Origin of the sequence: Mesorhizobium norvegicum, from assembly GCF_004919685.1 — a bacterium.
GTDB lineage: Bacteria > Pseudomonadota > Alphaproteobacteria > Rhizobiales > Rhizobiaceae > Mesorhizobium > Mesorhizobium norvegicum.
Genome location: NZ_SMYZ01000079.1, coordinates 1 through 24366 on the forward strand (window position 1 = coordinate 1; position 24366 = coordinate 24366).

25 protein-coding genes and 2 pseudogenes are annotated in these 24366 nt (G+C 60.7%); 12 read left to right on the forward strand and 15 right to left on the reverse strand.

From position 1 onward, the window contains the following. Positions 1 to 793 precede the first annotated feature (793 nt). The 3 genes from FCU66_RS41340 to FCU66_RS41345 form a co-directional block, all read right to left on the reverse strand. Complete coding sequence (locus tag FCU66_RS41340; RefSeq protein ID WP_168991987.1) at positions 794 to 1300, reverse strand: BBE domain-containing protein; 507 nt, start codon at positions 1298 to 1300, stop codon at positions 794 to 796. A gap of 440 nt (positions 1301 to 1740) precedes the next feature. After that, the gene (locus tag FCU66_RS29570; RefSeq protein WP_168991988.1) at positions 1741 to 2145 is read right to left on the reverse strand and encodes a hypothetical protein; all 405 of its coding nucleotides are present in this window, start codon (positions 2143 to 2145) and stop codon (positions 1741 to 1743) included. Next, positions 2142 to 2726 (reverse strand): hypothetical protein, encoded by a 585-nt coding sequence (locus FCU66_RS41345; protein WP_168991989.1) that lies wholly within the window; start codon positions 2724 to 2726, stop codon positions 2142 to 2144. The genes FCU66_RS29570 and FCU66_RS41345 overlap by 4 nt, the downstream gene beginning before the upstream one ends. A 169-nt stretch (positions 2727 to 2895) precedes the next feature. Between FCU66_RS41345 and FCU66_RS29575 the strand changes: the two genes are divergently transcribed. After that, positions 2896 to 3255, forward strand: a complete 360-nt coding sequence (locus FCU66_RS29575) for a hypothetical protein (RefSeq protein ID WP_136619672.1) — start codon at positions 2896 to 2898, stop codon at positions 3253 to 3255. Between the two features lie 335 nt (positions 3256 to 3590). On the opposite strand, the gene FCU66_RS42595 is transcribed toward FCU66_RS29575, so the two are convergent. Together FCU66_RS42595 and FCU66_RS29580 are read right to left on the reverse strand one after the other, a co-directional pair. Next, positions 3591 to 3716, reverse strand: coding sequence for a hypothetical protein (locus tag FCU66_RS42595; RefSeq protein WP_281285557.1), 126 nt, complete (start codon positions 3714 to 3716; stop codon positions 3591 to 3593). 192 nt (positions 3717 to 3908) lie between these two features. After that, a pseudogene (locus FCU66_RS29580) lies at positions 3909 to 4558 on the reverse strand (helix-turn-helix domain-containing protein). 378 nt (positions 4559 to 4936) lie between these two features. Between FCU66_RS29580 and FCU66_RS29585 the strand changes: the two are divergent. Together FCU66_RS29585 and FCU66_RS29590 are read left to right on the forward strand one after the other, a co-directional pair. Next, positions 4937 to 7360, forward strand: a complete 2424-nt coding sequence (locus FCU66_RS29585; RefSeq protein WP_136619673.1) for a phosphoketolase family protein — start codon at positions 4937 to 4939, stop codon at positions 7358 to 7360. A 52-nt stretch (positions 7361 to 7412) separates the two neighbouring features. After that, positions 7413 to 8621, forward strand: a complete 1209-nt coding sequence (locus FCU66_RS29590; protein ID WP_136619674.1) for an acetate/propionate family kinase — start codon at positions 7413 to 7415, stop codon at positions 8619 to 8621. A 41-nt stretch (positions 8622 to 8662) separates the two neighbouring features. On the opposite strand, the gene FCU66_RS29595 is transcribed toward FCU66_RS29590, so the two are convergent. Genes FCU66_RS29595 through FCU66_RS29605 form a run of 3 tightly spaced genes read right to left on the reverse strand, consistent with a single transcriptional unit; the run spans position 8663 to position 12247 of the window. Beyond that, the gene (locus FCU66_RS29595) at positions 8663 to 9916 is read right to left on the reverse strand and encodes an MgtC/SapB family protein (RefSeq protein ID WP_136619675.1); all 1254 of its coding nucleotides are present in this window, start codon (positions 9914 to 9916) and stop codon (positions 8663 to 8665) included. Next, complete coding sequence (gene trxC, locus FCU66_RS29600) at positions 9916 to 10365, reverse strand: thioredoxin TrxC (protein ID WP_136619676.1); 450 nt, start codon at positions 10363 to 10365, stop codon at positions 9916 to 9918. The genes FCU66_RS29595 and trxC overlap by 1 nt, the downstream gene beginning before the upstream one ends. Before the next feature lie 28 nt (positions 10366 to 10393). Next, positions 10394 to 12247 (reverse strand): heavy metal translocating P-type ATPase, encoded by a 1854-nt coding sequence (locus tag FCU66_RS29605; protein ID WP_136619677.1) that lies wholly within the window; start codon positions 12245 to 12247, stop codon positions 10394 to 10396. A gap of 391 nt (positions 12248 to 12638) precedes the next feature. Between FCU66_RS29605 and FCU66_RS29610 the strand changes: the two genes are divergently transcribed. The 3 genes from FCU66_RS29610 to FCU66_RS29620 are packed head-to-tail and all read left to right on the forward strand — an operon-like array spanning position 12639 to position 14790. After that, positions 12639 to 13697: an Acg family FMN-binding oxidoreductase gene (locus FCU66_RS29610; protein ID WP_342778217.1), complete on the forward strand. Its 1059-nt coding sequence runs from the start codon at positions 12639 to 12641 to the stop codon at positions 13695 to 13697. 41 nt (positions 13698 to 13738) lie between these two features. Beyond that, entirely contained in the window at positions 13739 to 14062 is a 324-nt protein-coding gene (locus FCU66_RS29615; protein ID WP_246094077.1) for a hypothetical protein, read from the forward strand. An 11-nt stretch (positions 14063 to 14073) separates the two neighbouring features. Beyond that, positions 14074 to 14790 (forward strand): DUF6544 family protein, encoded by a 717-nt coding sequence (locus FCU66_RS29620; protein WP_136619680.1) that lies wholly within the window; start codon positions 14074 to 14076, stop codon positions 14788 to 14790. 77 nt (positions 14791 to 14867) lie between these two features. Here the strand turns inward: FCU66_RS29620 and FCU66_RS29625 are convergent. Then, positions 14868 to 15315 (reverse strand): annotated as a pseudogene (locus FCU66_RS29625) (pyridoxamine 5'-phosphate oxidase family protein). Between the two features lie 277 nt (positions 15316 to 15592). On the opposite strand from FCU66_RS29625, the gene FCU66_RS29630 reads away from it, so the two are divergent. After that, a complete protein-coding gene (locus FCU66_RS29630) occupies positions 15593 to 15943 on the forward strand; it encodes a c-type cytochrome (protein WP_136619681.1) in 351 nt (116 codons plus the stop codon). A 65-nt stretch (positions 15944 to 16008) separates the two neighbouring features. Here the strand turns inward: FCU66_RS29630 and FCU66_RS29635 are convergent, their stop codons facing one another. Beyond that, complete coding sequence (locus FCU66_RS29635; protein ID WP_136619682.1) at positions 16009 to 16260, reverse strand: lipoyl domain-containing protein; 252 nt, start codon at positions 16258 to 16260, stop codon at positions 16009 to 16011. A 266-nt stretch (positions 16261 to 16526) separates the two neighbouring features. Here FCU66_RS29635 and FCU66_RS29640 point away from each other — a divergent pair, with 266 nt between their 5' ends. Next, a complete protein-coding gene (locus FCU66_RS29640) occupies positions 16527 to 17339 on the forward strand; it encodes a universal stress protein (protein WP_136619683.1) in 813 nt (270 codons plus the stop codon). Between the two features lie 131 nt (positions 17340 to 17470). Next, on the forward strand, positions 17471 to 17740 hold the full coding sequence (locus FCU66_RS29645; RefSeq protein WP_136619684.1) for a DUF6455 family protein: 270 nt from the start codon (positions 17471 to 17473) through the stop codon (positions 17738 to 17740). Between the two features lie 272 nt (positions 17741 to 18012). On the opposite strand, the gene FCU66_RS29650 is transcribed toward FCU66_RS29645, so the two are convergent. The 3 genes from FCU66_RS29650 to FCU66_RS29660 all read right to left on the reverse strand — a co-directional run bounded on the left by FCU66_RS29650 (position 18013) and on the right by FCU66_RS29660 (position 19664). Continuing rightward, positions 18013 to 18711 (reverse strand): CBS domain-containing protein, encoded by a 699-nt coding sequence (locus FCU66_RS29650; RefSeq protein ID WP_136619720.1) that lies wholly within the window; start codon positions 18709 to 18711, stop codon positions 18013 to 18015. 131 nt (positions 18712 to 18842) lie between these two features. Then, complete coding sequence (locus FCU66_RS29655) at positions 18843 to 19310, reverse strand: DUF2231 domain-containing protein (protein ID WP_246094078.1); 468 nt, start codon at positions 19308 to 19310, stop codon at positions 18843 to 18845. Between the two features lie 120 nt (positions 19311 to 19430). Next, on the reverse strand, positions 19431 to 19664 hold the full coding sequence (locus FCU66_RS29660; RefSeq protein WP_136619686.1) for a hypothetical protein: 234 nt from the start codon (positions 19662 to 19664) through the stop codon (positions 19431 to 19433). A gap of 140 nt (positions 19665 to 19804) precedes the next feature. Between FCU66_RS29660 and FCU66_RS29665 the strand changes: the two genes are divergently transcribed. Genes FCU66_RS29665 through FCU66_RS29675 form a run of 3 tightly spaced genes read left to right on the forward strand, consistent with a single transcriptional unit; the run spans position 19805 to position 22127 of the window. Then, positions 19805 to 20119, forward strand: coding sequence for a PepSY domain-containing protein (locus FCU66_RS29665; protein ID WP_246094079.1), 315 nt, complete (start codon positions 19805 to 19807; stop codon positions 20117 to 20119). Next, positions 20119 to 20784: a response regulator transcription factor gene (locus tag FCU66_RS29670; RefSeq protein ID WP_136619688.1), complete on the forward strand. Its 666-nt coding sequence runs from the start codon at positions 20119 to 20121 to the stop codon at positions 20782 to 20784. Before FCU66_RS29665 ends, FCU66_RS29670 begins: the two co-directional genes overlap by 1 nt. Beyond that, entirely contained in the window at positions 20784 to 22127 is a 1344-nt protein-coding gene (locus FCU66_RS29675; protein ID WP_136619689.1) for a sensor histidine kinase, read from the forward strand. The genes FCU66_RS29670 and FCU66_RS29675 overlap by 1 nt, the downstream gene beginning before the upstream one ends. A gap of 7 nt (positions 22128 to 22134) precedes the next feature. Here FCU66_RS29675 and FCU66_RS29680 read toward each other — a convergent pair whose 3' ends face one another. Together FCU66_RS29680 and FCU66_RS29685 are read right to left on the reverse strand one after the other, a co-directional pair. Beyond that, positions 22135 to 23646, reverse strand: coding sequence for an FAD-dependent oxidoreductase (locus FCU66_RS29680; protein ID WP_136619690.1), 1512 nt, complete (start codon positions 23644 to 23646; stop codon positions 22135 to 22137). Next, the gene (locus FCU66_RS29685; RefSeq protein WP_246094080.1) at positions 23643 to 24365 is read right to left on the reverse strand and encodes an FAD:protein FMN transferase; all 723 of its coding nucleotides are present in this window, start codon (positions 24363 to 24365) and stop codon (positions 23643 to 23645) included. Before FCU66_RS29685 ends, FCU66_RS29680 begins: the two co-directional genes overlap by 4 nt. Between the last annotated feature and the right edge of the window lies 1 nt (position 24366).

The following is a 24366-nucleotide window of genomic DNA, read 5'->3' on the forward strand; positions in this document are numbered from 1 at the left end:
GGCGAAACGGGTGCCGCAGCCGACTGCGAAACTCGCAGTCAACACGGAACTCGCGTCTCGGGGGAAGGTTCCATGAGGTGTCGTATTATTGTTCGTGAGCGAGGCTGTCGCGAAGCTTCGGTGCAAGAAGAGCAGGATCATGCCGCCGGCACGAAGAGTGTTTGATGCCATGGAGGTATCAACCGCAGCGAAGTGCGACTGTGAGGGATACTGGTGGGGCGCGAACGGCTTCGTTAGGGATCGGAAGGCCCCTACGCGAGTATATTAGAATTCGGCGAACAACGACCCCATGTTATCGATCGGTCCTTGCCGATACATCCGTCCACCTGCTACCCTCGGATGGGGCTTGCTGAAGGCGAAATGTTAAACCGGACCGTAGCTTCCACCACACCTAACTCGCGGCATTTTAACTTTCTTATTTCTGATAACGTCATAGACGCTGTGCAGGGGTACGTCGGTTGCTGTGCTCCAGGACGCATCATTTCGACCTTTTCAGCAGTGCAGTCCGTGCGAGACAAAGTCCCCGATTGCGAGCTGTCCGACGATCAGATCGAGCGTTACGCCGTATTGTGCGCTGTAGACCAAGCACTCGCGGTCCATTTCGATCGGAGAGGAAATCCACGGGATCCTTACTCGAGCCTAAGTAGGAGCCACTGGCATCTCGTCCCGTTCTGGAAAACCCAGGTGCGGTCGACATGGCACTTGCGCCGGTCGCACGACGTCCATGTTAACCGCGCCTTCAAAATCCAATGAACCCTAAACAGGAATTTCCGAGGCGTGGATGATCGTCGCGCTACATCGCCGGTGAGATATTATGATTGACCCGGAGGAGGTTCTGCGGGTCGTATTTTCGCTTCAGGGTGCCGAGCCGTGGAAGGATCGCGAGGTAAGGGCACGGCCCGGCCGAGTCGATGATCGGCTTGGGCAGCGCTCCGCGCAGGGCGTTGACGGCCTTCTCCGCGTCCGCCGCTGGGCCATTGTGGCAGATCATCAGCGCGCACATCTTCTTGTTCCAGTGCTCGCGCGGGAACGGATCGCCGGGCGGCTCCACCTGCAGCCCGAGAAAGGCGTAGAAATTGTCGGGCGCGGTCTTCTCGAACTCGCGGTACCAGCGCATGATTTCTCGCGCCTGGCCCAGTTCCCAGATGATGGGCCCGCCATAGACCATCTTGGCCGGATGCGCCTTGAAGAGAAAACTCGTGACCACGCCGAAATTGCCGCCGCCGCCGCGCAGCTCCCAGAGCAGGTCGGCGTTGTCGGTTTCGCTCGCCGTGACGAAATTGCCGTCGGCGAGCACCACGTGCTGATCGCTGCGCTTCCGCGGATTTCGCGCGCCTTGCTTGGTGGATTATTGCGGTCGATCACCCGCATCAGCGCGTCGTCGGTATAGAAGCTCGACAACATTCTTCCGTCACGGCCTTCGATGGCCTTCTTGATCGCTGCGCCATCCACGGCCTGTGTCTTGGTCAGCATTTCATCCTCCGTTCGCAGCGCCTTTCCCGGCGACATCCACCTGGCCTGCGTGGGGAGAATTGATAGCGCTTACGATCCTGTGGCCGCTTCGCCGGACGAGCCATGGCTGTTCATGGCTCGTCCGGGCCGAGTTGGCGAAGGGCGACATGCCACGCTACGCGGCCAACTGACGTAAGTGGACCAGAACTCCTTAAGGGGCGTCGCTTTCAGCCATACTGATTAAGCGGTCGAGCGCTGTCGGCACGTGGCTGCGGGAAGCATTTCAGGCTATTTGCTGATCGGCGCCAGATCGACGCCTGAATTGGTGCAGAATTTTACAAGATCGTCGGTTTCAGTTTGATTTTCAGGCATTGTGATAATGTCGAACGCCGGGAGGTATTTTGTCTCGCTGTCGGCGCTATCGAACTGGCCCCTGTAGGCGGTCTCGCCGGAATACCCGGCAAAGCCGCTCTTTGTATTGTACCTACCGCAAACCATGATTGATCCGGTTGAAGTCGTAATGGCACCGGGTTTACCGAATGACACGTTCGTTTGGTCTTTCAGCAGGGATTTTACGGTCTGCTCGACGACTCCGATTTGATCGGCGGTCAGTTGAACCGGCTTGGCCTCGGTGGCAACGATGCCAAGTGCCAGAAAGCCTATCGTGAAGATGCTGGAGTGCAACCGTTTCATTCCCAATCTAACCGTCTTTTCTCGATAGTCACAAGCCTATCTGACCACGAGAAGAGCGAAGTGGCGGAGAAGCAAGCCGGTGTGACAGCATGGTCGCGCAATGCGAACCCGTCGCTTCGAGAATACGGCGAGCCGACGACGCACTTTGTGGTGGCGATATGCCGGATATGGATACCGGACAGCACGACCGGATGGTCATCGACAAGAAACACGCGGCGAGGGGGCCATTGGGTCATCGTACGCTCACCCCGGTTAGCTGGGACGCCGCGGCCGGTAACGATGCGATCCGGCTCGATGCCGACATGTCCACACGCATAGGAAAGCGCGTGAACGCCCGTCATGCTTGCGGCCGAGTCGATGATGTTGGTCATTTCCTTGGTGGCCTTCTCGGCCGGATCGGTCTTGGTCGGGTGTGCCACGCGGACGAAAACGCAGCGCGCCTCGATGCCTTGGGCGCAGACCGCGTTGATGGTGTCGATAGCTTTGCCTGTCACGCCCAGGGCAGCGATCTTGTCGGCCTCATGAGTGAAGAACGCGACAGGTGGGAAAATCGTGTTGCTCGCGTCGGAAGCAGCGAACACGCGGGAGACGGTCGAAACGTCCGCGACCTCGATCGGGCGCGGCTCGCTGCCCGCCCGGATGTTGGACGCTTTTGGAGACCCTACTGGTGGAGACACAAATGCTAGTTGGTTTTGCCTAAGTCGCCAAGCTCACGATATCGCGCGGCCATCTTTCAGAATGGGGCGTACGATGATCAGTGACGATTCGACAGCAAGGGAGGAAAAAATGCCAATCGGAGCAGCAGTGGAGTACCTGCATAAGTTGCGCAGAGAGGCGATCAATGCGGAAGCGGGCAATGTAAAAGGGCTCACGCGTCATTTGCAGATGAACATTGGGAAGTCGCGGGATCTTTTGGAAACGACGGAGGCCACGGATGCTGCTCTGGCTCACCTTCTGGGGACGGGGAACGCGCTTATTTGGGAGCTTGCGCCTATCTCAAAACAGACCGCTGAGCTAAGGAAAGACAAGATTGCTGACTTAAGGCACGCCTTTGAAACGGCGTTAAACATCGCCGTTGAGGAGGTTAGAAAGGCGAAGCCAAAAGCCTAGGCCGCGCTCTACTTCAAAGCTCATCCTGGCCGGACTTCAAACCCCGGTCGGCCAACCAACATCGATGTCGATTGCGACCAAGGCCGTCTGTGCTGCTGTAATCTGGGTGGGGTGCTCATTTGGAGGTCTTGTCCGGTTCGCCACCTCCGGGCCCACCATAGCACCTATATAAATAATTGATTTTGCTGGTGATTTTCAGAGCGGCCCGCCGCGTGGACTCGAGCCCCTCTTTCTGGCCAAGCACTAATTCGTAATGATGGATGGGGCTGAAAAGTAAGTAAAATCAAATAGTTATGAGAGGCCGTGTGCAAAAACTGCACACGAAAGTTCTGCTTCTATTCCATTTCCGATCCTGCGATAGACCCGCCGATCAATCTCTTGCCTGGCCGTGTGCCGCTACCAGTCGCCAGTTCGACCACGAGGATCGCCGCCGTATCCACCATCCGCCGTCTGTCGCTCAATTGGGTGTTTCCCGGTCACCCGACATCGTGATGAAGTGTGAACTGGACCGGCGAGTGCGGGCCACGAAATCAAGGTTACGATTTCTTGGACTTTGACGGTTCCGTCTGCTCCGTTGTCGCCGGGATACCCTTGGCCAACCAGCGCCGACGCCGAGGGAGGGCAGCATTGTGCTTGATCGGCAAAGTGGCGGTTCACTCGCTCATATTGTGAAGCGCGTCATGCTTGACGATTTCGATGCTGCGCAGATTAAGCAAGCGGATGACGCCGTTGTCCTTAAGCCTGGTGAAAACGCGCGATACGGTATCGATTGTGAGACCGAGATAGTCCCCGATATCCAAGCGTGACATCGGCAGTTCGACCTGTCGCAATCCGCCCTGCCGCTCTGCTATATCGACCAGGAACACGGCGACGCGCTCGATTCCGTTCTGGTGGCCGAGGACCAAGAGGTGTTCCTGTGCCCTTGTCAGCCCCTTGAGCGCCAGAGGCAGCAGCTGACGGGACATGTCCACCCCGGCGGCGAACCGGAAGGCGCGGACGGCAGCAGCGTTGATCGCTTCGGCGAAGAAATGATGTGTCGCGTATCAGCTTCGAAGCCGAACGCTTCGCCAGCCAAATGGAAGGCGCTGATCTGCCGGCGGCCGTCGGCAAGCAGGCGGTAGACACGCACTGCGCCGAACTCGATCTGGTAGAAGGTTCCGGCCTTCTCGCCCTGGGCATAGATTTCCGAACCCGCGGGAAAGAAGCAGATCGGTTGCAGGGGTGCCGCGTCGAATGCCGCTGCCAGGGTTGGCTGCGCGGATTGCGGCGGCAGCGAAATTCTGGACGTCGTGTAAGCGTGCATGGACGTTTTCCCGGTTATTCCGTGGCACAGCAGTCGCGCGTGTCGGCGGGTCGCGAAATTCGGGTATGTCCCTACGGGAAACTACCTAGAACATCATAGCAGGCAGATTAGGTGCTGGTCGCAGCCGCTGCCACACCATCCCCGCAGTGGCATCTGACTGGAGATTGCGCAGACGCTTTGCGGTGGATCAAAGCTCCCACCGTCCGTCGTCACAACAATGTTGCGAACGACAGCCGCCGATGTCCGTCGGCAGTACTTCACGGTGGTGGTGAACCAAATGGAGCGCCATCGCGTTGGTGTTCATTCGCATGAGAGAGACGACCCCAGCCCAGTCGCGGGTCCTGCGGCATTTCGCAACCAGGCAACGGGAGCCCAAGCATGACCGAACACGTAACCATTGCAACCGCAAGCGACCGCCTGTCAGAGCGCCAGTTGCGCGACATCGATGCATACTGGCGCGCCGCGAATTATCTGACGATCGGCCAGATTTACCTGCTCGACAATCCGCTGCTTCGCGAGCCGCTGCGGCTTGAGCACGTCAAGCCGCGGCTGCTCGGCCACTGGGGAACATCGCCGGGCCTGAGTTTCATCTACGCTCATCTCAACCGCGCGATCCGGCTCAGGGATGCAGATATGATCTACGTTTGCGGCCCCGGCCATGGTGGTCCGGCAATGGTGGCGAACACCTATCTCGAAGGCACATACAGCGAGCTCAATCCGGACATATCGATGGATGAGCAGGGCATGCGCAGGCTGTTCCGGCAGTTCTCTTTTCCGGGCGGCATTCCAAGCCATGCCGCACCCGACGTGCCCGGCTCCATCCACGAGGGCGGCGAGCTTGGTTATTCGCTCTCCCATGCCTATGGTGCCGCGTTCGATAATCCCGACCTTGTCGTGGCCTGCGTCGTCGGTGACGGCGAAGCCGAAACCGGGCCACTGGCCGCGGCGTGGCATTCCAACAAATTCCTAAACCCTGCGCGCGACGGCGCGGTGCTGCCGATCCTGCATCTAAATGGCTACAAGATCGCCAATCCGACGATTCTGGCCCGCATTCCCGAAGACGAACTGCGCGCGCTTTTCGTTGGCTACGGTTATGAACCGCTGTTCGTCGAGGGCCACGAGCCGGCCCTGATGCATCAACGAATGGCCAATGTGCTTGACGATGCGCTCGATCGCATCCGCGCGATCCAGCATGCGGCGCGCGCTGATTCCTCCGAGCAGATGGCGCGACCGAAATGGCCGATGATCGTGCTGCGCACCCCAAAGGGCTGGACCGGACCTAAAGAGGTTGACGGGCTGAAGACCGAAGGCTTCTGGCGTTCGCACCAGGTACCCTTGTCCGGCCTTGCGGAAAACCCTGCGCATCTGAAGCTGCTTGAGGAGTGGTTGAAAAGCTATCGGCCCGAGGAGCTGTTCGACGCCGCCGGCGCTCCGGTCGCCTCGATCCGTGCCACCGCACCCCAAGCCACAAGGCGTATGAGCGCCAACCCGCATGCCAATGGCGGCCTGCTGCGCAGGTCTCTCGAGCTGCCAGGGTTGCATGACCACGCCATTGCGGTCGAGAGTCCCGGCGGCATAAAGGCCGAGTCGACGCGGGTGATGGGAAGCTTCCTGCGTGATGTCATGCAGTTGAACCAGGCTGCGAAGAATTTCCGCATCGTGGGCCCAGACGAGACCGCCTCGAACCGGCTTCAGGATGTGTTCGAAGTGACCGAGCGCGCCTGGATGGAAGAAATTCTACCCGAAGATGTTCATCTCGGTCGTGACGGCAGGGTCATGGAAATCCTTTCAGAGCACACCTGCCAGGGCTGGCTCGAAGGCTACCTGCTCACCGGGCGCCATGGCCTGTTTTCCTGCTACGAGGCGTTTATCCATATCGTGGATTCCATGTTCAATCAGCACGCGAAATGGCTGGATGCCTGCGGCGATATCCCGTGGCGGCGGCCGATCGCATCGCTGAATTATCTGTTGTCGAGCCATGTCTGGCACCAGGAACACAACGGCTTCAGCCATCAGGACCCCGGCTTCATCGACGTCGCACTCAACAAGAAGGCCGACATTGTACGGGTCTATCTGCCACCGGACGCCAACACCTTGCTCTGCGTGACCGACCATGTGCTGCAGACCTGGAACCGGATCAACATCATCGTCGCCGGCAAACCGCCGTCATGGCAGTGGCTGTCGATGGATAGGGCAATCGTTCACTGCAGGGCAGGGGTCGGCATCTGGGACTGGGCGTCAACGGACGATGGGGCTGAGCCTGACGTCGTGATGGCTTGCGCTGGCGACGTCCCGACCCTCGAAACGCTGGCGGCCGTGCAGATCCTCAGGCAACAGGTTCCTGATCTCAGGATCAGGGTGGTAAATGTCGTCGACCTGATGACTCTTCAGCCAAAGGAATATCATCCGCACGGTCTGTCGGATCGCGAGTTCGATGCGCTGTTCACCGCCGACAAACCCGTCATCTTCGCCTATCACGGCTATCCCTGGACCATCCATCGCCTGACATATCGGCGCACCAACCACGACAACATCCACGTGCGCGGCTACAACGAGGAGGGCACGACGACGACGCCTTTCGACATGACGGTGCTCAACGGTCTCGACCGCTTTCATATCGTCCAAAGCGTCCTCGACTGGGTTCCGCGCCTCAAGAGCGTCCGGGTCGCGTTAAGGCAGGCGATGGACAGCAAGCTGCTAGAACACCGGACCTATATTCGCGCCCATGGGCAGGATATGCCGGAGATCCTTGACTGGAAGTGGGGGCAGGATCCTGATGCGGCGCCAAAGCGTCCAGATTGAGCGGTTGCCCGACCTTCAGCACATAGGGGGTCGCAAGATATCGGATGGCTTCATGACCGATGCGATCCTTGTCCTGAACGGCGGTTCTTCGAGCCTGAAGTTCGCCGTCTTCGAGCGAAGTGACCAACTCCCGCTGCTGCTGCGCGGCAATATCTCCTCTCTCGGCCGTCAACCACGGCTACGTGTCGAGGCCGCGGCCGGCAGGTCCAAGATCGACAGGAGCCTGGGCGAAGCACAGATCGATATGGACAAGGCGTTCACGACGGTCACCTCCGTGCTCGCCGAAAGTGATCTGCTGCGACGCATCGACAGGGTTGGGCACCGGATCGTTCACGGCGGGCGTGGCCTCACCGAAGCGGCGTTGCTCGACGAACGCACGCTCAAAGCATTGCGCTTGCTTGAGCCGATGGCGCCCATCCACCAACGGATCAATCTCGAGATTGTCGCGCTGGCCACTGAACTCCTGCCGCAGGCCCTCCAGATCGGGTGCTTCGACACGGCGTTTCATTCGACTCGGCCGCAGCTTGCCAAAATCTACGGGCTGCCGCGCGCGATGACCGAGGCGGGCATCGTTTCCTATGGCTTCCACGGGCTGTCATACAGCCATATCGCTTCGAGGCTGCGTGACCGCTACGGCGCTCGCGCCGGCGGCCGCACGATCGTCGCCCATCTCGGCAGCGGCGCCAGCCTGTGCGCCATGGACGCCGGAAGAAGCATCGCGACGACGATGGGGTTTTCGACCCTGGACGGCCTGGTGATGAGCACGCGTTGCGGTGCGCTCGACCCGGGGATCATTCTCCATCTCCTGCAGGAGAAGAAGCTTTCGACCGAAGAACTGGTCGCGCTTCTTTACGAGCAATCAGGTCTGCTCGGTGTGTCTGGGATATCCGGTGACATGCGAACGCTGATCGACTCAGACAGTCCTGCGGCCGCCGAAGCCGTCGACCTGTTTGTCTATCGAATAGGGCGCGAGATCGGGTCGCTGGCCGCTGCGATAGGCGGACTGGACACGCTGGTGTTTACGGCAGGAATTGGCGAAAACGCGCCATCTATCCGGGAGAGGATCGGGGCTGTGGCCGGCTGGCTTGGGGTTGATATTGACCACAAGCTGAATCGACGAGGCGAGGGGGTGATCAGCCTTGCTGGTTCCAGCGTCGACGTGCTTGTGATCCCCACAGATGAAGAGAGAGCCGTGGGGAGCCAGCTGCTATCTGTGCGCCCACCAGCTTCGTCGCTCGCCACAAGAGAGCGCCCAACCTGATGCCACTCACGCAGCCTCGCCGATTGGTTGTCTCGGCGCTGTCAGAAGTTCGACGGCAGCAGCATGGCCCCATAGCCGGCCATCAAGGCGATAAAGGTTGCTGCAACCAGCGGCAACCAGAACCTGATCGGTCCGGCAAATACTGCCAGCGATACGCGGCCGATGGCGTTTGCTGCCAGCGCAGCGAGCACCGCCTGTCCCACGGTATCGACAGGGACTGCATGCTTGACCAGGCGCAACGCGCTGAGCACCGAGACATCGACATCAAACGTACCGGCCAGCATCGAACTTGCCAGCAGGCCCCGCCCGCCGAATTGAGTTGCCAGACCCGCACTCGCCGTAGCAACGAACGCAAAGAACAAGGCGAAGAGGAGTAAAGGGCCCAGTTCGAATGGATTGCGTGTGATCGTGCCGCCTTCGCCATCCCTCCCGTTGCGGGCCAACAACAATGCGCCGCATGCCGCAAAGACGAGCGCTGCGGCAATAGCGGGGATACCGACCGAAGCGACCACGCTTGGCTCGATGATCAGCACCACGGCGCAAACCCGCAGCACCGAAACCATCGCTGCCAGCGAAGCCGCGCCTGCGAGCGGCAGTGGATTGCTCGCGGATGAGCCATTGCGGGCCAGCGCCAAGGTGACTGCGGTGGAAGAGACGAGTGAACCTGCGAGCGAACTGACAAGCAGACCACGCGTGTTCCCCAGGACACGGACAGCCACATAGCCGGCGAACGAGATCGATGCCATCAGCACCGTCAGGAACCAGACCTCCCACGGATTGAAACCGCCCCATGGGTCAATCGTCCGGTTAGGCAACAAGGGCAAGATGATCGCGGTCATCACCGCCAGGATCAACGCCGAACGAAGCTCAATCCAGGTCAGTCGCTTCAGGAGGCCGTGCAGGATCTCGCGACTGGCAAGAACAGCCGCCAGTGCTGCCCCTCCGGCGGAAGCGGCCCGATAATCGCCAGCGACAGCCAGCGCGCCAAGCGCGAAAACAGCAAGGCCTGCGATCACGCTCGTAACGCTGAAATCCTCATCATGGACCGCCTCGCGGGCCTTGTACCAAGCGAAGATTGCCGCAAAGGCGATGAACCCGCCGACCAGCACGGATACTGCGCCGAGTGCGTTGGCGAGTGCGGCGAGCACGCCGCCGAGCAAACCGGATATACCGAATGTCCGGATGCCGGCCGTTCGACTGCGATCAGGTGCATCCCGCTCCTGCCAGCCACGCTCCAAGCCGACGAGAAGACCTATTGCAAGGGCCAGTCCAAGCCGGGCGATGAGCGGATCCATTAGACGGCGACCGTCGGCAGGCGGTCGCGAACCCACCTGACGATCTGCCCTGCCGTCATTGTGCCTGATGTGCGCGCGATTTCGCGCCCGCCATGAAAGAGGATCATGGTCGGGATGCTGCGAATGCCGAGCCTGGCCGCAACAGCCTGCTCATTCTCGGAATTGAGTTTGATCAGGCGGACATGCGGCTCCATGTCACTTGCTGCTGCTTCATATGCCGGTGCCATCATCTTGCAGGGGCCGCACCATGGTGCCCAAATATCGACGACAACTGGAAGGCTGCTGCGCGCGATCTGACAATCGAAAACCCGGGTGTCGACGTCTTCCGGGTGACCCGAAAACAGTCGGTTCCCACACTTTCCGCATTTCGCCTCCATGGCATTGCGGCCCGGCGGCAGGCGGTTGACCCCACCACATTTGCCGCAAACCACCAAATTCTGCTGTGCCATGGCCATTTACCGATTTTGCTCTCAACCACTATGCGCGCCGCAGGTCTCCATCGCCAAGGGTGCGCAACGCGTTCAGGATAACCGCCACGTCAATCCCTTCCTGAAGCAGCGCTCCGGCAACCGGGGTGATCTGCCCCATGGCAGCCGCGATCATTGCCAGCCCGGACAAAGCCAGCCCGGCGATGATGCTTTGCAAGGCGATCGATCGCGTTCGCCGTGCAATCCGAACCGCGTCGGCGACGGGCTGCAGTCTGTCGGTCAGCACGATGACGTCAGCTGCCTCGGAGGAGGCGGTGGCACCACGTGCGCCCATGGCAATGCCGACCGTTGCGGCCGCCAGGGCAGGGGCATCGTTGATGCCGTCGCCGACCATCATCGTCGGTGCCGAGGCTTTCTCGGCTTCGACCGTCGCAACTTTTTCGGCAGGGGTCGCATCGGCGACTATGGCGTCAAGTTCGAGCAATGCGGAGATGCGCTTGGCTGCTACGCCGTCGTCTCCTGTCAGCATGACCATGCGCGTAATGCCGGCCGAGCGCAGCTTGCCGAGTGCATCGTGCGCATCAACACGCAGGGCGTCCCCGAACGTGAACACACCGGCAAGTCGTCCGCCGAGTGCTACAAAAACCCTGAGCACCGGCTCGTCGTGATACTTTTCTTCGCCGCTTTTCGCCCAGCCGGGCAGCGGCTTGTCGGCGAGCACGAGAGCCCGCGATCCCGCCGCGATCGACATGTTTTCGACTAGGCCCATCAGGCCCGCACCGCGATGCTCGTGGACATCGTGCGGATGCGAAAGCATCAGCTGTCTGCCGCGCGCCGCCCGGATGATCGAGTCGGCGAGCACATGGTGCGAGGCCTGTTCCAGGGATGCCAACAGCTGTAGCAAATGGTTCGCGTCACGGCCGGGTGCTGCTTCGATTTCGATGAGCTCGGCGCCGCCGATGGTCAAGGTTCCAGTCTTGTCGAAGATCGCGGTTCGGACTTGTGCAAGACCCTCCAGAGCCGCGCTGCCTTTCATCAGGATACCTGCGCGCGCGGCGCGGGACACACCGCCGATGAAGGCAACGGGTGCCGCGAGGATGAGCGGGCAAGGTGTCGCGACGACCAGCACAGCAAGCGCCCGGATTGGATCGCCGGAGATGTACCAGGCGGCACCGGAAACCAGCAGAGCGGCTGGCAGTAGGAACAGGGCAAAGCGGTCGGCCATGCGGATGAAGGGGGATTTCGCCGTCTGCGCTGCAGCAACCATGCGCACGATCGCCGCATAGGTGCTCTGTTCTGCCAAGGCCGAAGCCCGCATGCTGAAGGTCTCACCCGCATTGATGGTGCCGCTGCGCAGCATATCGCCCGCTGTCCGCCGTTCCGGCAGCGGTTCACCGGTCACCGCCGACTCGTCGAGCGAGGCCGAAGCATCGAGCAGGATGCCGTCGACGGGAAGCAGTTCGCCGGCCCGAACCAGAAGCTCGTCGCCGACAGCAACGTCTTCGACGGAGATGGTTTCTGTCCCCAGCGTTGACGTCCGATGGGCGACACGCGGCGATCGATCTGTCAACGCCTTGAGGCTGCGTTCCGCACGGCCGCGGGCAAAATCCTCGAGCACCGTGCCGCCAGCATACATGATCGCGACCACAACTGCAGCCAGGGGTTGGCCAAGCAGCAGAGCGGCGGACATCGACACCAGCGCAATCGCATCGACGCCGAAGCGGCCGATCCAGAAATCGCGCAGAATTGAGATGGCGAGAGCCGCCACCACGGGCAAGGTCGCCACCGTCCAGATCGTGTCGGCCTCAAGGGGGCCGAGCCCGGTTCGCCAGACTCCGATTCCAACGACGAGACCCAGGATTGCAGTGGTCAGCAATACGCGTCGCAGGGCAGACTCGTTCATGGATGCTCCTCCGATTTTGATTGATGCTCGTCGGAGTTTCGCCAGCGCTGACGGTCACCTCAAACTTCGCGCGACAGCTAAGTCGCAAAAATCGGAGGAGGCTTTGATCCAACACAATGAACGGGCAAGATCGACCGGTGATATGCCGCGAACGGGAGACGCAGGGGTGACGATGGGAAATCTCGAATATGCGTTCGCCCCCAAATCGGTTGCAAGCGCATAGCCGCTCTTGTCTTCGACGCGATTTATCATGGGGAACCTCCGTCGCATTTGAAGGTTACGTCATTAGAGACAACCGCACCGGTCACTTCTGGCCGCTTCGCACTTGTCGAAGACAGATCGGCCAAAAGCGATGAACAGGCGGCAATATCTGGTCGGCGGAGGTGCCCTGATGGCCGCCGGCGCCGCAGCAACCTATTTTGGGCTCCGAAACATGGGGTCGATGGCGGAATACAACGCCTCGGTGGCCGCGACGCGCTCAGCATTGAAGCAAGCGCCTGAGACGAGCGACTTGATCCGTTACGCGACACTTGCGGCGAACAGTCACAACACCCAACCGTGGCAGTTCAAGATCAGCGATGTCGGGATAGAAATCCTGCCCGACATGGCACGACAGATCGCGATCGTCGACCCGGACAATCACCATCTTTTCGCCAGTCTCGGTTGCGCGGCAGAAAATCTGGCTATCGCCAGCGGCGGGCGCGGAAAGCCTGGCGAACTCAGCTTCAGCTCGGCGAATGACGGCGCCGTGATGTTCGCGTTCGGGGGTGGGGCGCCTGTCGAGCCGGCGCTGTTCGATGCGATCCCGAAGCGGCAATCAACACGTGGCGACTATGAGGGCAAAGCCGTCAGCAGCCGCGACTTGCAGACGCTTTACGCTGCAGCGGCCGTGCCGGGGGTCGATCTGGTTCTAATCACGGATCGGCCACAGATCGGCCGCCTGCGCGACCTGGTGGTCGCGGGCAACAATGCGCAGATCGCCGACGCCGCGTTCGTGCAGGAACTGAAGACCTGGCTGCGCTTCAGCCCCCGGCAGGCAATCGTGACCGGTGACGGCCTCTTCAGCGCAACAAGCGGTAGTCCCGCCCTTCCGGCATGGCTTGGTCCGGTCATGTTCGATCTCGTTTTCAAAGCCAAGGCCGAGAACGAAAAATATGCACGGCAGCTCGCCTCTTCGGCGGGCGTCGCCGTCTTCGTCGCCCAAAAGGAAGACCGTGAGCATTGGGTTCTGGCGGGCCGCGCCTGCCAGCGTTTCGCTTTGCAGGCCACCGCGCTCGGCCTCAAGCACGCTTTCATCAATCAGCCCGTCGAAGTCGCTGGCCTGCGGCCGGAACTGGCGACGCTTGTCGGCTTGCCCGAGCGACGTCCCGACCTCGTCATGCGCTTTGGCTACGGAGCCGCGCTCCCCTTCTCGGCGCGCCGGCCAACAGAAAGTGTAATCATATCTTGAACGCTCCCGTTCAGAGCCCGCCCTCATCGGCGGCACGGCTCGTGACAATCAAGGCCATTCACACTGTCGTCTGGGCTTTTTTTGTCGCGTGCATCCTAGCAATCTGGGTGTTCGCCTTGCGGGGTGACTATTTCTACGCGACGCTGTCGATCGGCGTCGTCCTGGTGGAGGTGCTCGTGCTGGTCCTGAACGGATGGCAGTGCCCCCTCACATCCGTTGCTGCTTGTTACACCGACGATCGCCGCGACAACTTCGATATCTATCTTCCAGAATGGCTTGCGCGTCGCAACAAGCTGATCTTCGGGACCCTCTATGTGGCCGGAATAGCGGCCACGCTGGCGAAGTGGAGCAATGCGTCAACATAGAGGAAGGCCGCATGATGGCTGAGGATGATCTTCTGATCAGGCAGCGGTTGCCAGCCGCTGTCTATGACCTCGCTCGCCGACTCGGCGCCAATCCCGAGATGCGCCGAACGACGGTCAAGCTCAAGCAAACAGGACGGATGAAACAGCGGCTTGGAGCCACGTCCTGGATGTCATTTACCGCAACACAAACGATCGACACGTGCGAATGTGCCTTCGATTGGCGGGCACGGGTTGGTCCCTTCGGTATGATCTCGGTGCGCGATGCGTTGAAGGGCGGCCAGGGGCGGTTGGATGTCATGGCGCTCGGGGTCATCCCGGTCGCCCGCGCCGAGCGCTCGTCGGCGCTGATGCGCGGCGAGTTGATGCGATACCTTGCCGAACTTGCCTGGGCGCCCGACGCCATCCTGTTCAATGCCACGCTGCGCTGGCGTGAAGACGGTCCCCACGGGCTGGCCGTGAGCGCCGGCGTGGGAGAGACAGCGGCCGAAGTCACGCTCAGCCTCGACAACGAGGGGAGGATTGCCGGTGCCTTTGCGCCCGATAGACCGCGTTCGGCCACGGCACCCATCCTGCCAACTCCGTGGCGCGGCCGTTTCTCCGACTATCGTCGTCACGGCAATATGTGGCTTCCATTTGCCGGAGAGGTCGCCTGGGAAATCGACGGCAAGGAAACCGTCTACTGGCAGGGCCAGATCGAAGGTTGGGAGGCGTCCGACGATGGTGCCTGATCTGCGCGATTTTCGCACTGCCGCGCCGGCCCGGCCGCGCTCTTCGACGGTGTCGATGTATGAGGCCCCGAAACAGCCTACTCACTTGCTTCCCGGCCGGACACCTGCTCGGCAAGGATCCGGAAGAATATGTGTGGCGTGCTATCTGACACCGGAGGCATAACCGGTTTGAGGGCGCCGGGCTCCCACCAGTCAGTGTGCTTGCTCAGCATCGTCCATGCATGGTCGCGCTCGAGCTTGTGGCCTATCCGGTCAGGCAGTTCCTCATAGCGGCCATCGACAACCACGCTTTTCCAGTTCCGCCCTTCGCCGCGTTCGTCGACTTGAACGGACACCAGTGGGTTGGCGCGCATCCAGTCGATCTTCTTGCCCGGCATGGAAAACGCGTAGAGATGATTGTCGGCGTACGCATAGTGCACCCGGCACGACGTAAGGCTGGCCGTCTTTCGCGCATGCCAGGCGGCCCACGCGATTGGCTAGCAGCACATTCGTACATTCCAGGGCAGCAAGCGTGCGGATCAGCATCGATCGGATTTCCTGTTTTTCTCGGTATCCTGGTCGGCGTTCGCAGGCCGTGTTTGGATCATGGCTCGCGGGCTTACCGTATCACGTTTCCACCGTTGCCACGTTCATCGCGTCCGGCTTCAGCAGTGCGGCTCGCGCTGCCGAGGACCGCATCTGAGCGCTTAAAAGGACGGTCGACTTTGATCCACATCAACATGGCTTTGGCTTGCGTGTGTTTGTCTGAAGCCGATGCGCTCTGAATCGTGGCCATTGACGGCCAGGCGGATAGGTATTCTGAATGAAGTTGAAATTCGTGATCTGGCATTCGGCGTACTACACGCGTGCGACGGTCCTTGTTGCCGCGCTCGGCCTCTCTTCCGTCTTGGCGAGCGCTGATCCCATATCGCATGGAAAGGCGCTGGTTGAAGCCAATTGCGCGCGATGTCATGCGATTGGAAGCACAGACAAAAGTAGCCATCCTGATGCTCCTGCTTTTCGCACGCTTTCGCAGCGTTATCCGCTCACCGATCTTGAGGAGGCGTTCGCCGAGGGCATATCGACCGGGCATCCGGACATGCCCGAGTGGGTTGCAACTCCCGTTCAGATCGAAGCGATCATCGCCTATATTGGCAGCTTGCCGCGACCATGACCGGCGCCACGCAAGACATGACCGGCGCCACGCAAAAAAGCGAGCCCAGTTTGGCTTGAATGCCGCTAGCGGCGTCCCGGCGTGTCCAACGTCGCCAGGATCGCCCCGGGTTCGATAATAGTATTGGCAGCCGCGACAATCGTCGCGCGTCCGTTTGCTGGCGCGACGATCTCGTGCAGCGCATCTTCAATTCGAACTTCCGCGATCCGCTCGCCGACCTTGATTGTGGCGCCGCTAGCGATGAACCATCGCTCTACAATGCCTTCAGGCAACATGCTGGATGCCCAGAGTGCTTCATCGACCTTGATGTTTTGCATGGTGTTTCTCCCTTGAAGCGGGAACCATAGTGCACTCGCTGGGGAGAAAATTGATCACGATCAAGGAGCCGGTTCGATGTTCGCAGGCCCTCGCGCGCCGTCCGATCGATGTCGCACTGCGCAATTTCGGAAAGTGATTCAAATCAAGGCACGATCTTGCCACGGTGGATCGGCAAGTTGAGAAAGCGCATCCTTTGACCCGCATCAAGGCGCCGGGCGCTGGCGAATGCAATCATCACGCATTCCATCAGCGAAAGGCGCCCGCAATGTCCTACAAGTCAATCATCGTGAACCTCGCCATCGATGCGCCTCCCGCTCCCATTGTAAAGGTGGGGATCGAGCTTGCGGAACGATTTGGTGCCCATCTTATCGGCTTGGCGGCAGCGGATGTCCCGCCTCTGGTCGCGACGGGCGACGGCATGGTCTACGAAGGCGAGGTCATGCAGATGCAGCGAACGGAAATCGAAAAGCGGCTTGCCGAATTGCGTGCCGAATTCGAGAGGCTGGTTCCTGCTTCGATCACAAGCGAATGGGGGCAGGCCGTCTGCAGCCCGACACGGTTCCTCAGCGCTTCCGCCAGAGCGGCCGATCTCGTCGTTGTCGGCAGCGAGAAAGGAGAAAATGTCTTTCGCGCCGTGGATATCGGCAGCCTCGCACTCGGCGCGGGCCGTCCGGTCCTGGTCACCGCAGGCAACGCCGAACATATCCTTGCAAAAACTGTTCTGGTTGCCTGGAAGGACACCAGGGAGGCGCGACGGGCGGTGGCAGATGCGCTGCCCTTTTTGGCCAAGGCGAACGAAGTTGTCGTCGCCACGATAGACACCAACCGCGACGAAAGCATTCGTGACAGCCTCGACGATATCGCCGTCTTTCTTGAACACCATGGCATCAAGGCGCGAACCGAACTGATCGCCGGCGAGGCTGATGGCGAGCGGTTGCTGACATTCGCACGCTCGATCCATGCGGATCTGATCGTCTCGGGCGCCTATGGCCATTGCCGCTTGCGGGAATGGGCGTTTGGCGGCGTCACCCGAACGCTGATGGAAGAGAGCAGCATCAACCGCTTCATGTCGTATTGACCGTCGGTCGCATCGGGAATTTCAAGTCCGAGGCTGGAATGATCGCCCCGCGCGGGGCGCCGATTGACCGAGATCAACGCCACCGGCCGCCAACAATGGCAATGATGGCCAATAGGCAGGAGTGATCAATTATGAGCTTTCTCGACTACCTGATTTCAGTTGATGCCCGGACCGCCTTAATGGGTCGCATGATGCAGAAGCTCGGCGTCGACAGACAATTGAAATCGGTGGCAGGTCATGCGGCCGTCACCAATCGGGCGGTGGACCGATGCCGCTCTTGTGGGCATCAGGACGAATGCTCGACCTGGCTCGACGAACACCAGCAAGCCGATGATCCGCCGGACTATTGCCGCAACCGCGACCTTATCGCACGACTGCAGCGTGTTGACGGCCATCGGTAGCGCTCAGGCTGAATCGCTGACCTCACTCAATCTTCGGAAACGGACGGCACGTCTTGCTGCGTGGCGCCGCGATTTGCCGGTGGGCGGGTGTCAACCTGGCGCTGGTTCATCTGCGAAGGGCACAGGTGAAGATTGAGGTAACGCCGGCGCGTTGCCATCGCCCGAATGGCAAGCGTCAAACGCGGACACTTTCGTTTGGGCACGGTCGCCCTCCGGCACGGTTTTCGCGAGTGATGCCGACATTCTCGACAACTCGCCTGGTCGTCTCCCCGCTATGAAACAAGGATGACGGACACGGGATCGGCGCAGAAGAGACCATCTTCGACCGCTCTGACGCCGGCGACGTTTTCGGCCGCAACAATGGCCGCCTGGCGCTCGCGTTCGTCGAAGATGGCGCCGCTCAATTTCACCACGCCATTGTTCACCCTCACGTTGATCAAGTCCTTGCCGGCCCATTTCTGCGTCGCTAGCTCGGTCATGATGTTCTGGCGGATCTGTTCGTCATCGATGGCTACAGGGACCGCATCAGGAAGGACGCCGAGCAACGCCTGCAGGAGATCAGAGCGGGTGATGATGCCGACGACTTTCCCAGCGTCGACGACCGGAATGCGTTTGACATGGTGACGCGTCATGAGCTCGACGACCTCGGCGAGCGATGCGGTGGGGGATGCCGTGACGACATCTTGCGACATCACCTCCTCGATCCGTCGCCCGTTGGCGTGGACATATTCATCGGCGGCCTTTCCGGGGCTGACGAGAAACTCCAGCCAGCGCGAGCGCTTGCGCTGCGTGCCCAGTTCCCCGCGACGCAGGAAATCGCCCTCGCTGACGATCCCGACCAGGGTGCCGTCGCCGCGAATGACGGGAAAGCCGCTGATCTTTTTGAAGAGCATCAACCCGGCCGCCTCGGCGATCGATGCGGACGGGTCTATGCCGACGACTGGCTTGCTCATTATGGCTTCGGCTTGCATGTTCGCTCTCCGGAGTTTTCCAAACCTCCGGCTTCTTAGAATTCCGATGCATGAAGCGCCTTGATCTGAATCATTTTGCCATCGAGGCAAATGGTCCAAATGTGGGGTCGCGAATGACGGGCGCCTGCCGGTCAACCAGCGATCGCGGTTTTGGCGACATTCACGCCAAGCTCGTAGACAAGCAGTCCACCATAGTAGGCCGTCGCCGTGACCAGCAGCGCTCCGCAAATTTCGATCAAAGGGATGGCGATCGTTACAGCCCGAAACTCGCGATTCCGTACCCAAAGCGCGAGCCTCACAAGTCCCCAGATCAGGAAGGCAAAGGCAGTGATACCCCCCAGGCTTTCGTGGATTTCCGCGATATCGCTGCTGAAGCCGGCCGCTTCGGCGTGATCCAGGGCAAGACCACCGAAGAACCAGGTCCCAATGGCGAACACTCCGGCAGCCAGGGCCACAAAAGTTGAGATCGTGCCTGCGCCCGATTTCCTGGTGACGGCGTTGCCGCCAGCCAGCGCTACAAGGTCGATAGCCGCAAGCGTGTAGATCAGAACAATAGGAAAATGAACAAGAACGGGGTGGATGTGTTGAATGGGGACCACGAAAACTCTCCAGAAATTGGTAGGGGACCTTGGATAATTGCCAGCCTTGCAGCGGGCCTTGGTCAACGACATTTGCGAGGGCTATCTGCTGTGGCGGGTCACGCACTGCGAACGAGAGAGCTAGTCGTTATCGTCGGCCTCATCGCCCTGCCGGTCGTCGCACGCATCGTCATCGCCCTTGATGGCTTTCGGGGTGGTGGCGTCCTGCATCGGGATGGCCTGCAGGTCGATCGGGCCGGACGGGTCAACAGACGATGGCGCCCCACATGATCCTTCGTCCGATTCAGCGGCCGCCGGCAGAGCAAAGATCGTTAGGCCTGCAAGTGCTGCAAGGACAAGCATGGAATTGCGCATGGTCTGGTATCCTTCTCGGCGCGGCCATGATTGGACGCGATGATGCCTTGATATGGACCCTTTGCTTGCTGCGGGCTGAGGATGACTGACAGCAAATTGAAAGCTTCAACGTGCGACATGCCTTGCCGATGAAAAGCCAGTTGAAGCGTTTGGCGGTGCTGGGTCTCGCTGGACTTGTCCTGGCCATGCCTGTCGCTGCCCGTGCCGATGAGGACGATGACGGCGACCATGACCGGGCGCGGGATTTGTACGAGCACGGCGAAATCAAGGGCCTTGCCGATATACTGGACGTTGTCCGCGCCCAAGCTCCCGGCGATGTCGTGGCGGTCGAGCTCATCCGCAAGGCCAACAGATGGGTCTACCGGTTCCAGGTCGTCGGTGCCGATGGCCGGCGAAAGACCGTCGACGTCGATGCCGGTGCCGGTGTCATCATGCGCGATGGGGAGGGTGACTGATGAAGATACTCCTCGCCGAAGACGAACCCCGTATCGCTGCCGATATCGCGACTGCCCTCAAGGCGTCCGGAATGGCGGTCGATGTTGTAAGGGATGGTGAAGCCGCCTGGTTCGCAGGCGATGTCGAGAATTATGACGCCGCGATTCTGGATCTCGGATTGCCCAAGCTCGATGGCCTCACGATCTTGAAACGTTGGCGAGCCAACGCGCGCCGGTTTCCGGTTCTCATCCTGACCGCAAGGGGGATGTGGACGGAGCGTGTCGAGGGTATCAACTCCGGTGCTGACGACTATCTTCCCAAGCCTTTTGAAATGGAAGAACTGCTCGCCCGGTTGCGGGCCATCCTGCGTCGCTCGGCAGGGCAGGCGGCACCCGTTCTGAGGTCCGGCCCGCTGCTTCTGGACACGCGCCAGATGCGAATTTCGCTGCGCGGCATTCCCGTTTCTCTTTCGCCGCTGGAGTACCGGCTCCTGGCGTTTCTGATGCATCATGCCGGGCGCGTGGTGGCGCCGACCGAACTGGCTGAGCATCTTTACGATTCGGGCAACGACCGCGATCCAAACGCGATCGAGGTCATTGTAGCGCGGCTGCGACGGAAGCTCGGCAGCGATGTCATCGAAACAAGACGCGGGTTCGGGTATCTGATGCCCGATGATGCCGCCTGATGGGCAACTCGATCCGCTTCCGGCTGTGGTTGGCGGCAACCATCTCGCTTCTTGTCGCACTCGGCATCGCCGGCGCGGGTTTGCGCTATCTGTTCGAACTTCACGTCGAGCGGCGCGTGGTGGGCGAGCTGACGGTCGACCTCAACGAACTGATCGGCGCAACTACTTTCGCCAGCGATGGCCGCCTTGTCGTGACCCCGGTGCTGACCGACCCGCGGTTTGCCAATCCGCTGTCCGGTTACTACTGGCAGGTGGAGGACATCGCCACCGGCAGCCTCGAGCGTTCGCGATCATTGTGGGACGCCAAGCTGCTCCTGCCTACCCGGAGCGCAAGTGGTGGGCTGCGAACGGTCGAGGAGTTCACGGGCCCGGGCGGAGAACTCAGTATTGCGGTCGAGCGTACGATCATCGATGCCGGAGACCGCTCCTTTCGCGCAATCGTGGCGGAAGATCATCGAACCGTTGAGGTGTCTGTAAGCGAATATGTTCGCGATCTTGCTCCGGCTCTCCTGATGCTCGCTGCAGTTCTCATGGCCGCGTTTTTCATCCAGATCACCATCGGCCTTGCGCCGCTGGTGACGTTAAGGGTCGCCGTCGGAAGCGTCATTGCGCAGCGAGCGGCACGGCTCGATGTGGTGGCGCCAAGCGAGGTGCAGCCGCTCGCTGACGAAATCAATCGTCTTCTCGATGCGCAGGAGAAGGCCTTGGCGCGAGCCCGCTCGCGCGCCACCGATCTGGCGCACGGCCTCAAGACGCCGCTGCAAGTGCTGTCGGCCGACATCCGTGCCTTACGCAAGAAAGGCGAGACGGATCTGGCCGATGAGATCGAGAAGAGCGCCGGAGCGATCCGGCGCCATGTCGAGCGGGAGCTGGCGCGCGCCCGCCTCGCGCCCGGAGTCTCGGGCAAGGCATCCTGTGGGGTGTCGGACGTCGCGGCTGGCGTCGTTGCCGTCGTCAAACGGACGCCAAGCGGCAGGCAGCTTTCTTTTACGATGGAGGTCGCGGAAGATCTGATGGCGCCAATCGATGAAGGCGACCTGTCGGAAATCCTGGGTAATCTGGTCGAGAACGCCGCGCGCTATGCAAAGTCGTCAGTCCGTGTCGATGCATCCGCAACCGCTGGGGAGGTGATCGTCACTGTCGCCGATGATGGCCCAGGTATACCGGATGCCGATCGGGAGTCCGCCTTGTCGCGTGGCGTCCAGCTCGACAGCAAGGGCGGCAGCGGCGGTCTTGGCCTGGCCATCGTTTCCGACATCGTCGAAGCTTATGGCGGACGCCTTGCCATGGCCAACGCCGATCCGGGTCTGGTCGTGACCATTTCCTTGCCGCGACACAGTTGAGCGTGCTTCAGGCAAAACCCGGAAAGTAGTCGACCTTTATCTTCGAGCGGCGAACGCCCATGGCCAGCAGTTTCTGACGCAGCGCCTTGACCATCGCCTGCGGGCCGGAAATGTAGAAAGTGCGCTCGAGGTAGTCGGGTATTGCCAGACGTATCAGGCGCTCGTCGATGTAGCCGGGATACTGCCCGCGCTCGCCCCCTTGCGCCACAGCGTGGACCGTCTTGATGCCAAGTTCCTGCCTGGCCGCGCCAAGCACGTCGCGATAAGCGATGTCCTGCTGTCCCTCGGTTCCGTAGAGGATGACGATCGGTCGCCGCTCCTTGCAGTCGAGCAGATATTGCAGCATCGAGCGGAATGGCGTGATGCCGATGCCTCCGGCCAGGAAAGCGATCTTGGTTTCACGCCGGGCGGGGAGCGTGAAGTTGCCGGCCAGTTGCGCGGCGTGGATCGTGCTGCCTGGCTTCATGGTCATTAATTCGCGCTTGAAGGCGCTTGATTGCGGATAGAACTTGACGCCGAGGCGGACCGTTTCCTCCGTCGGCGCCGAGGCCACCGTGAAATAACGGCGGTTGCCGCGATTGTCGGCACGATCGAGGCCAAGCGTCCATTCGAGATACTGGCCGGCCTCAAAGGCGAGCTTGCGCGGCGACCGGAAGATGAAGTCAAAGCTGTCGACGGCTGATTGCTCGATGCGTTCGAGCGTCAGCACAAAGCGTCCCTTGGGTCCTGCCGCATAGGCAAACAGGTTGCCGGCGAGTAGCGCCAGTTCCGGGGTGAAATAAAACGAGCCGATATGGATGTTGGGAGCAAACAGAAAGCCGACGATGGCGGCAAAGGTGATGCGCGGCCATCGCATCGTCGGTGCCGTCAGCGGCTCGGTTAGCATCACAAAGGCAAAGAACAGCAGAGGCGACGAACCCAGTGTCTCCGTAAGCGCGGTCCAGTACTGCGACGGATCGCTGGTCGCCAGAATGGTCGCCAGCGCCACGACAACAAAGGTCGAGACAAGATCAATCCGGCGCAGTTTGCGGACAATGAGCATGCCGCCGAGGAGAACGAGTGGAAGCAACGGCAGATTGCCGCCAACCCACCAGGTGGCTGGTTGGTCGAGCAGCAGCGCTGACAGCGCCACGCCCAACGCAGCCGGATTGAAAAGGTGCTTCCGGCTGATGGCGAGAATGAATTTGGATGAAATCGCCCAGACGGACGCGAATGCAACCGCCGCGATTCCCTTGATGTCCGTGGTGGCTACCGGATCGAGGATGAGCGCAAGGATGAGCGCGGTGATGTAGACCGACTCGTTGTTGGCCGGGACCGCAAAGACATGCGCAAAGACCTTGTTGGTAAGCCAGCAGGCGGCTAGCGCCAAAGCCGCCGTGAAGGCGAGCGCAATCGGATCATGTGGCACGAGCTTGGCGAAGCCGAGCACGAGCGCTGCGCTGACGAGCGCCATCAGATAGTAGAGGACCAGCCGGTACATGGTCAGATGATCGAGAAATCGGTCGATGGTTTTGATCATGGCAGGCAAAGGGCTCCGAACCCGGGTGTCGGTGTGGCGCGGCCATTGGTGTCTATGACATAGCCCTCCAGGCCAGGCGTCTGCTCGATGAAGAGAATGCCGTCCCGGCCCATGGCGAAGGCAGCAGTGGCGAAACGATCAGCTTCGAGCACATCGGCGCCGATGACGGTCAGGCTGACGATGTCCTGGATCGGACTGTCAATTGCATGCGGGTTGTAGATGTGTTGACCCCGCACATAGGTTCCGGAGGTCGCCAGTCCGCGACCACGGGGATAGACGATTTTTACGATCTCGTGGGCGTTGAAGGGATTGCGGATGCCGACGCTCCAGTCCTGGCCCGAGGCATTCTTGCCGCAGGACTGCACGTCGCCTCCTGCCTCGATGAAGAAATCGCGGATGCCGGCTCGCTGAACGATGACTGCCGCGTTGCGGATTGCCCAGCCCTTGACGATGCCAGATGGATCGAGCGACCCGTCGGGCTTGCGAATGTCGAAGTATCCGTCCGTCTCGTCTTTCGTCTGCCGCGCGAGAGCAAACACTTCGGTCATCTCGCCGCTCCACTCGACGACGGGAACGTCGCCGCGGTTGATGGCCATGATTTCGCTGTCGGCCCGGTATGTGCTGAAGCGCCGGTCGATACGCTCGAAATAGCCGAAGACCGTCTCGATCAGCTCACCGCTCGACGCGCCGCCGATGTCGACCGTAATGGGCATTCCCATC

Coding starts and splice junctions, on each gene's coding strand:
- FCU66_RS29570 (WP_168991988.1), bottom strand. CDS start 2,145: ATGAAACGGTTGCACTCCAGCATCTTCACGATAGGCTTTCTGGCACTT.
- FCU66_RS29575 (WP_136619672.1), top strand. CDS start 2,896: ATGATCAGTGACGATTCGACAGCAAGGGAGGAAAAAATGCCAATCGGA.
- FCU66_RS29585 (WP_136619673.1), top strand. CDS start 4,937: ATGACCGAACACGTAACCATTGCAACCGCAAGCGACCGCCTGTCAGAG.
- FCU66_RS29590 (WP_136619674.1), top strand. CDS start 7,413: ATGACCGATGCGATCCTTGTCCTGAACGGCGGTTCTTCGAGCCTGAAG.
- FCU66_RS29595 (WP_136619675.1), bottom strand. CDS start 9,916: ATGGATCCGCTCATCGCCCGGCTTGGACTGGCCCTTGCAATAGGTCTT.
- trxC (WP_136619676.1), bottom strand. CDS start 10,365: ATGGCACAGCAGAATTTGGTGGTTTGCGGCAAATGTGGTGGGGTCAAC.
- FCU66_RS29605 (WP_136619677.1), bottom strand. CDS start 12,247: ATGAACGAGTCTGCCCTGCGACGCGTATTGCTGACCACTGCAATCCTG.
- FCU66_RS29610 (WP_342778217.1), top strand. CDS start 12,639: ATGGCCGCCGGCGCCGCAGCAACCTATTTTGGGCTCCGAAACATGGGG.
- FCU66_RS29620 (WP_136619680.1), top strand. CDS start 14,074: ATGATGGCTGAGGATGATCTTCTGATCAGGCAGCGGTTGCCAGCCGCT.
- FCU66_RS29630 (WP_136619681.1), top strand. CDS start 15,593: ATGAAGTTGAAATTCGTGATCTGGCATTCGGCGTACTACACGCGTGCG.
- FCU66_RS29635 (WP_136619682.1), bottom strand. CDS start 16,260: ATGCAAAACATCAAGGTCGATGAAGCACTCTGGGCATCCAGCATGTTG.
- FCU66_RS29640 (WP_136619683.1), top strand. CDS start 16,527: ATGTCCTACAAGTCAATCATCGTGAACCTCGCCATCGATGCGCCTCCC.
- FCU66_RS29645 (WP_136619684.1), top strand. CDS start 17,471: ATGAGCTTTCTCGACTACCTGATTTCAGTTGATGCCCGGACCGCCTTA.
- FCU66_RS29650 (WP_136619720.1), bottom strand. CDS start 18,711: ATGCAAGCCGAAGCCATAATGAGCAAGCCAGTCGTCGGCATAGACCCG.
- FCU66_RS29660 (WP_136619686.1), bottom strand. CDS start 19,664: ATGCGCAATTCCATGCTTGTCCTTGCAGCACTTGCAGGCCTAACGATC.
- FCU66_RS29670 (WP_136619688.1), top strand. CDS start 20,119: ATGAAGATACTCCTCGCCGAAGACGAACCCCGTATCGCTGCCGATATC.
- FCU66_RS29675 (WP_136619689.1), top strand. CDS start 20,784: ATGGGCAACTCGATCCGCTTCCGGCTGTGGTTGGCGGCAACCATCTCG.
- FCU66_RS29680 (WP_136619690.1), bottom strand. CDS start 23,646: ATGATCAAAACCATCGACCGATTTCTCGATCATCTGACCATGTACCGG.
- FCU66_RS29685 (WP_246094080.1), bottom strand. CDS start 24,365: ATGGGAATGCCCATTACGGTCGACATCGGCGGCGCGTCGAGCGGTGAG.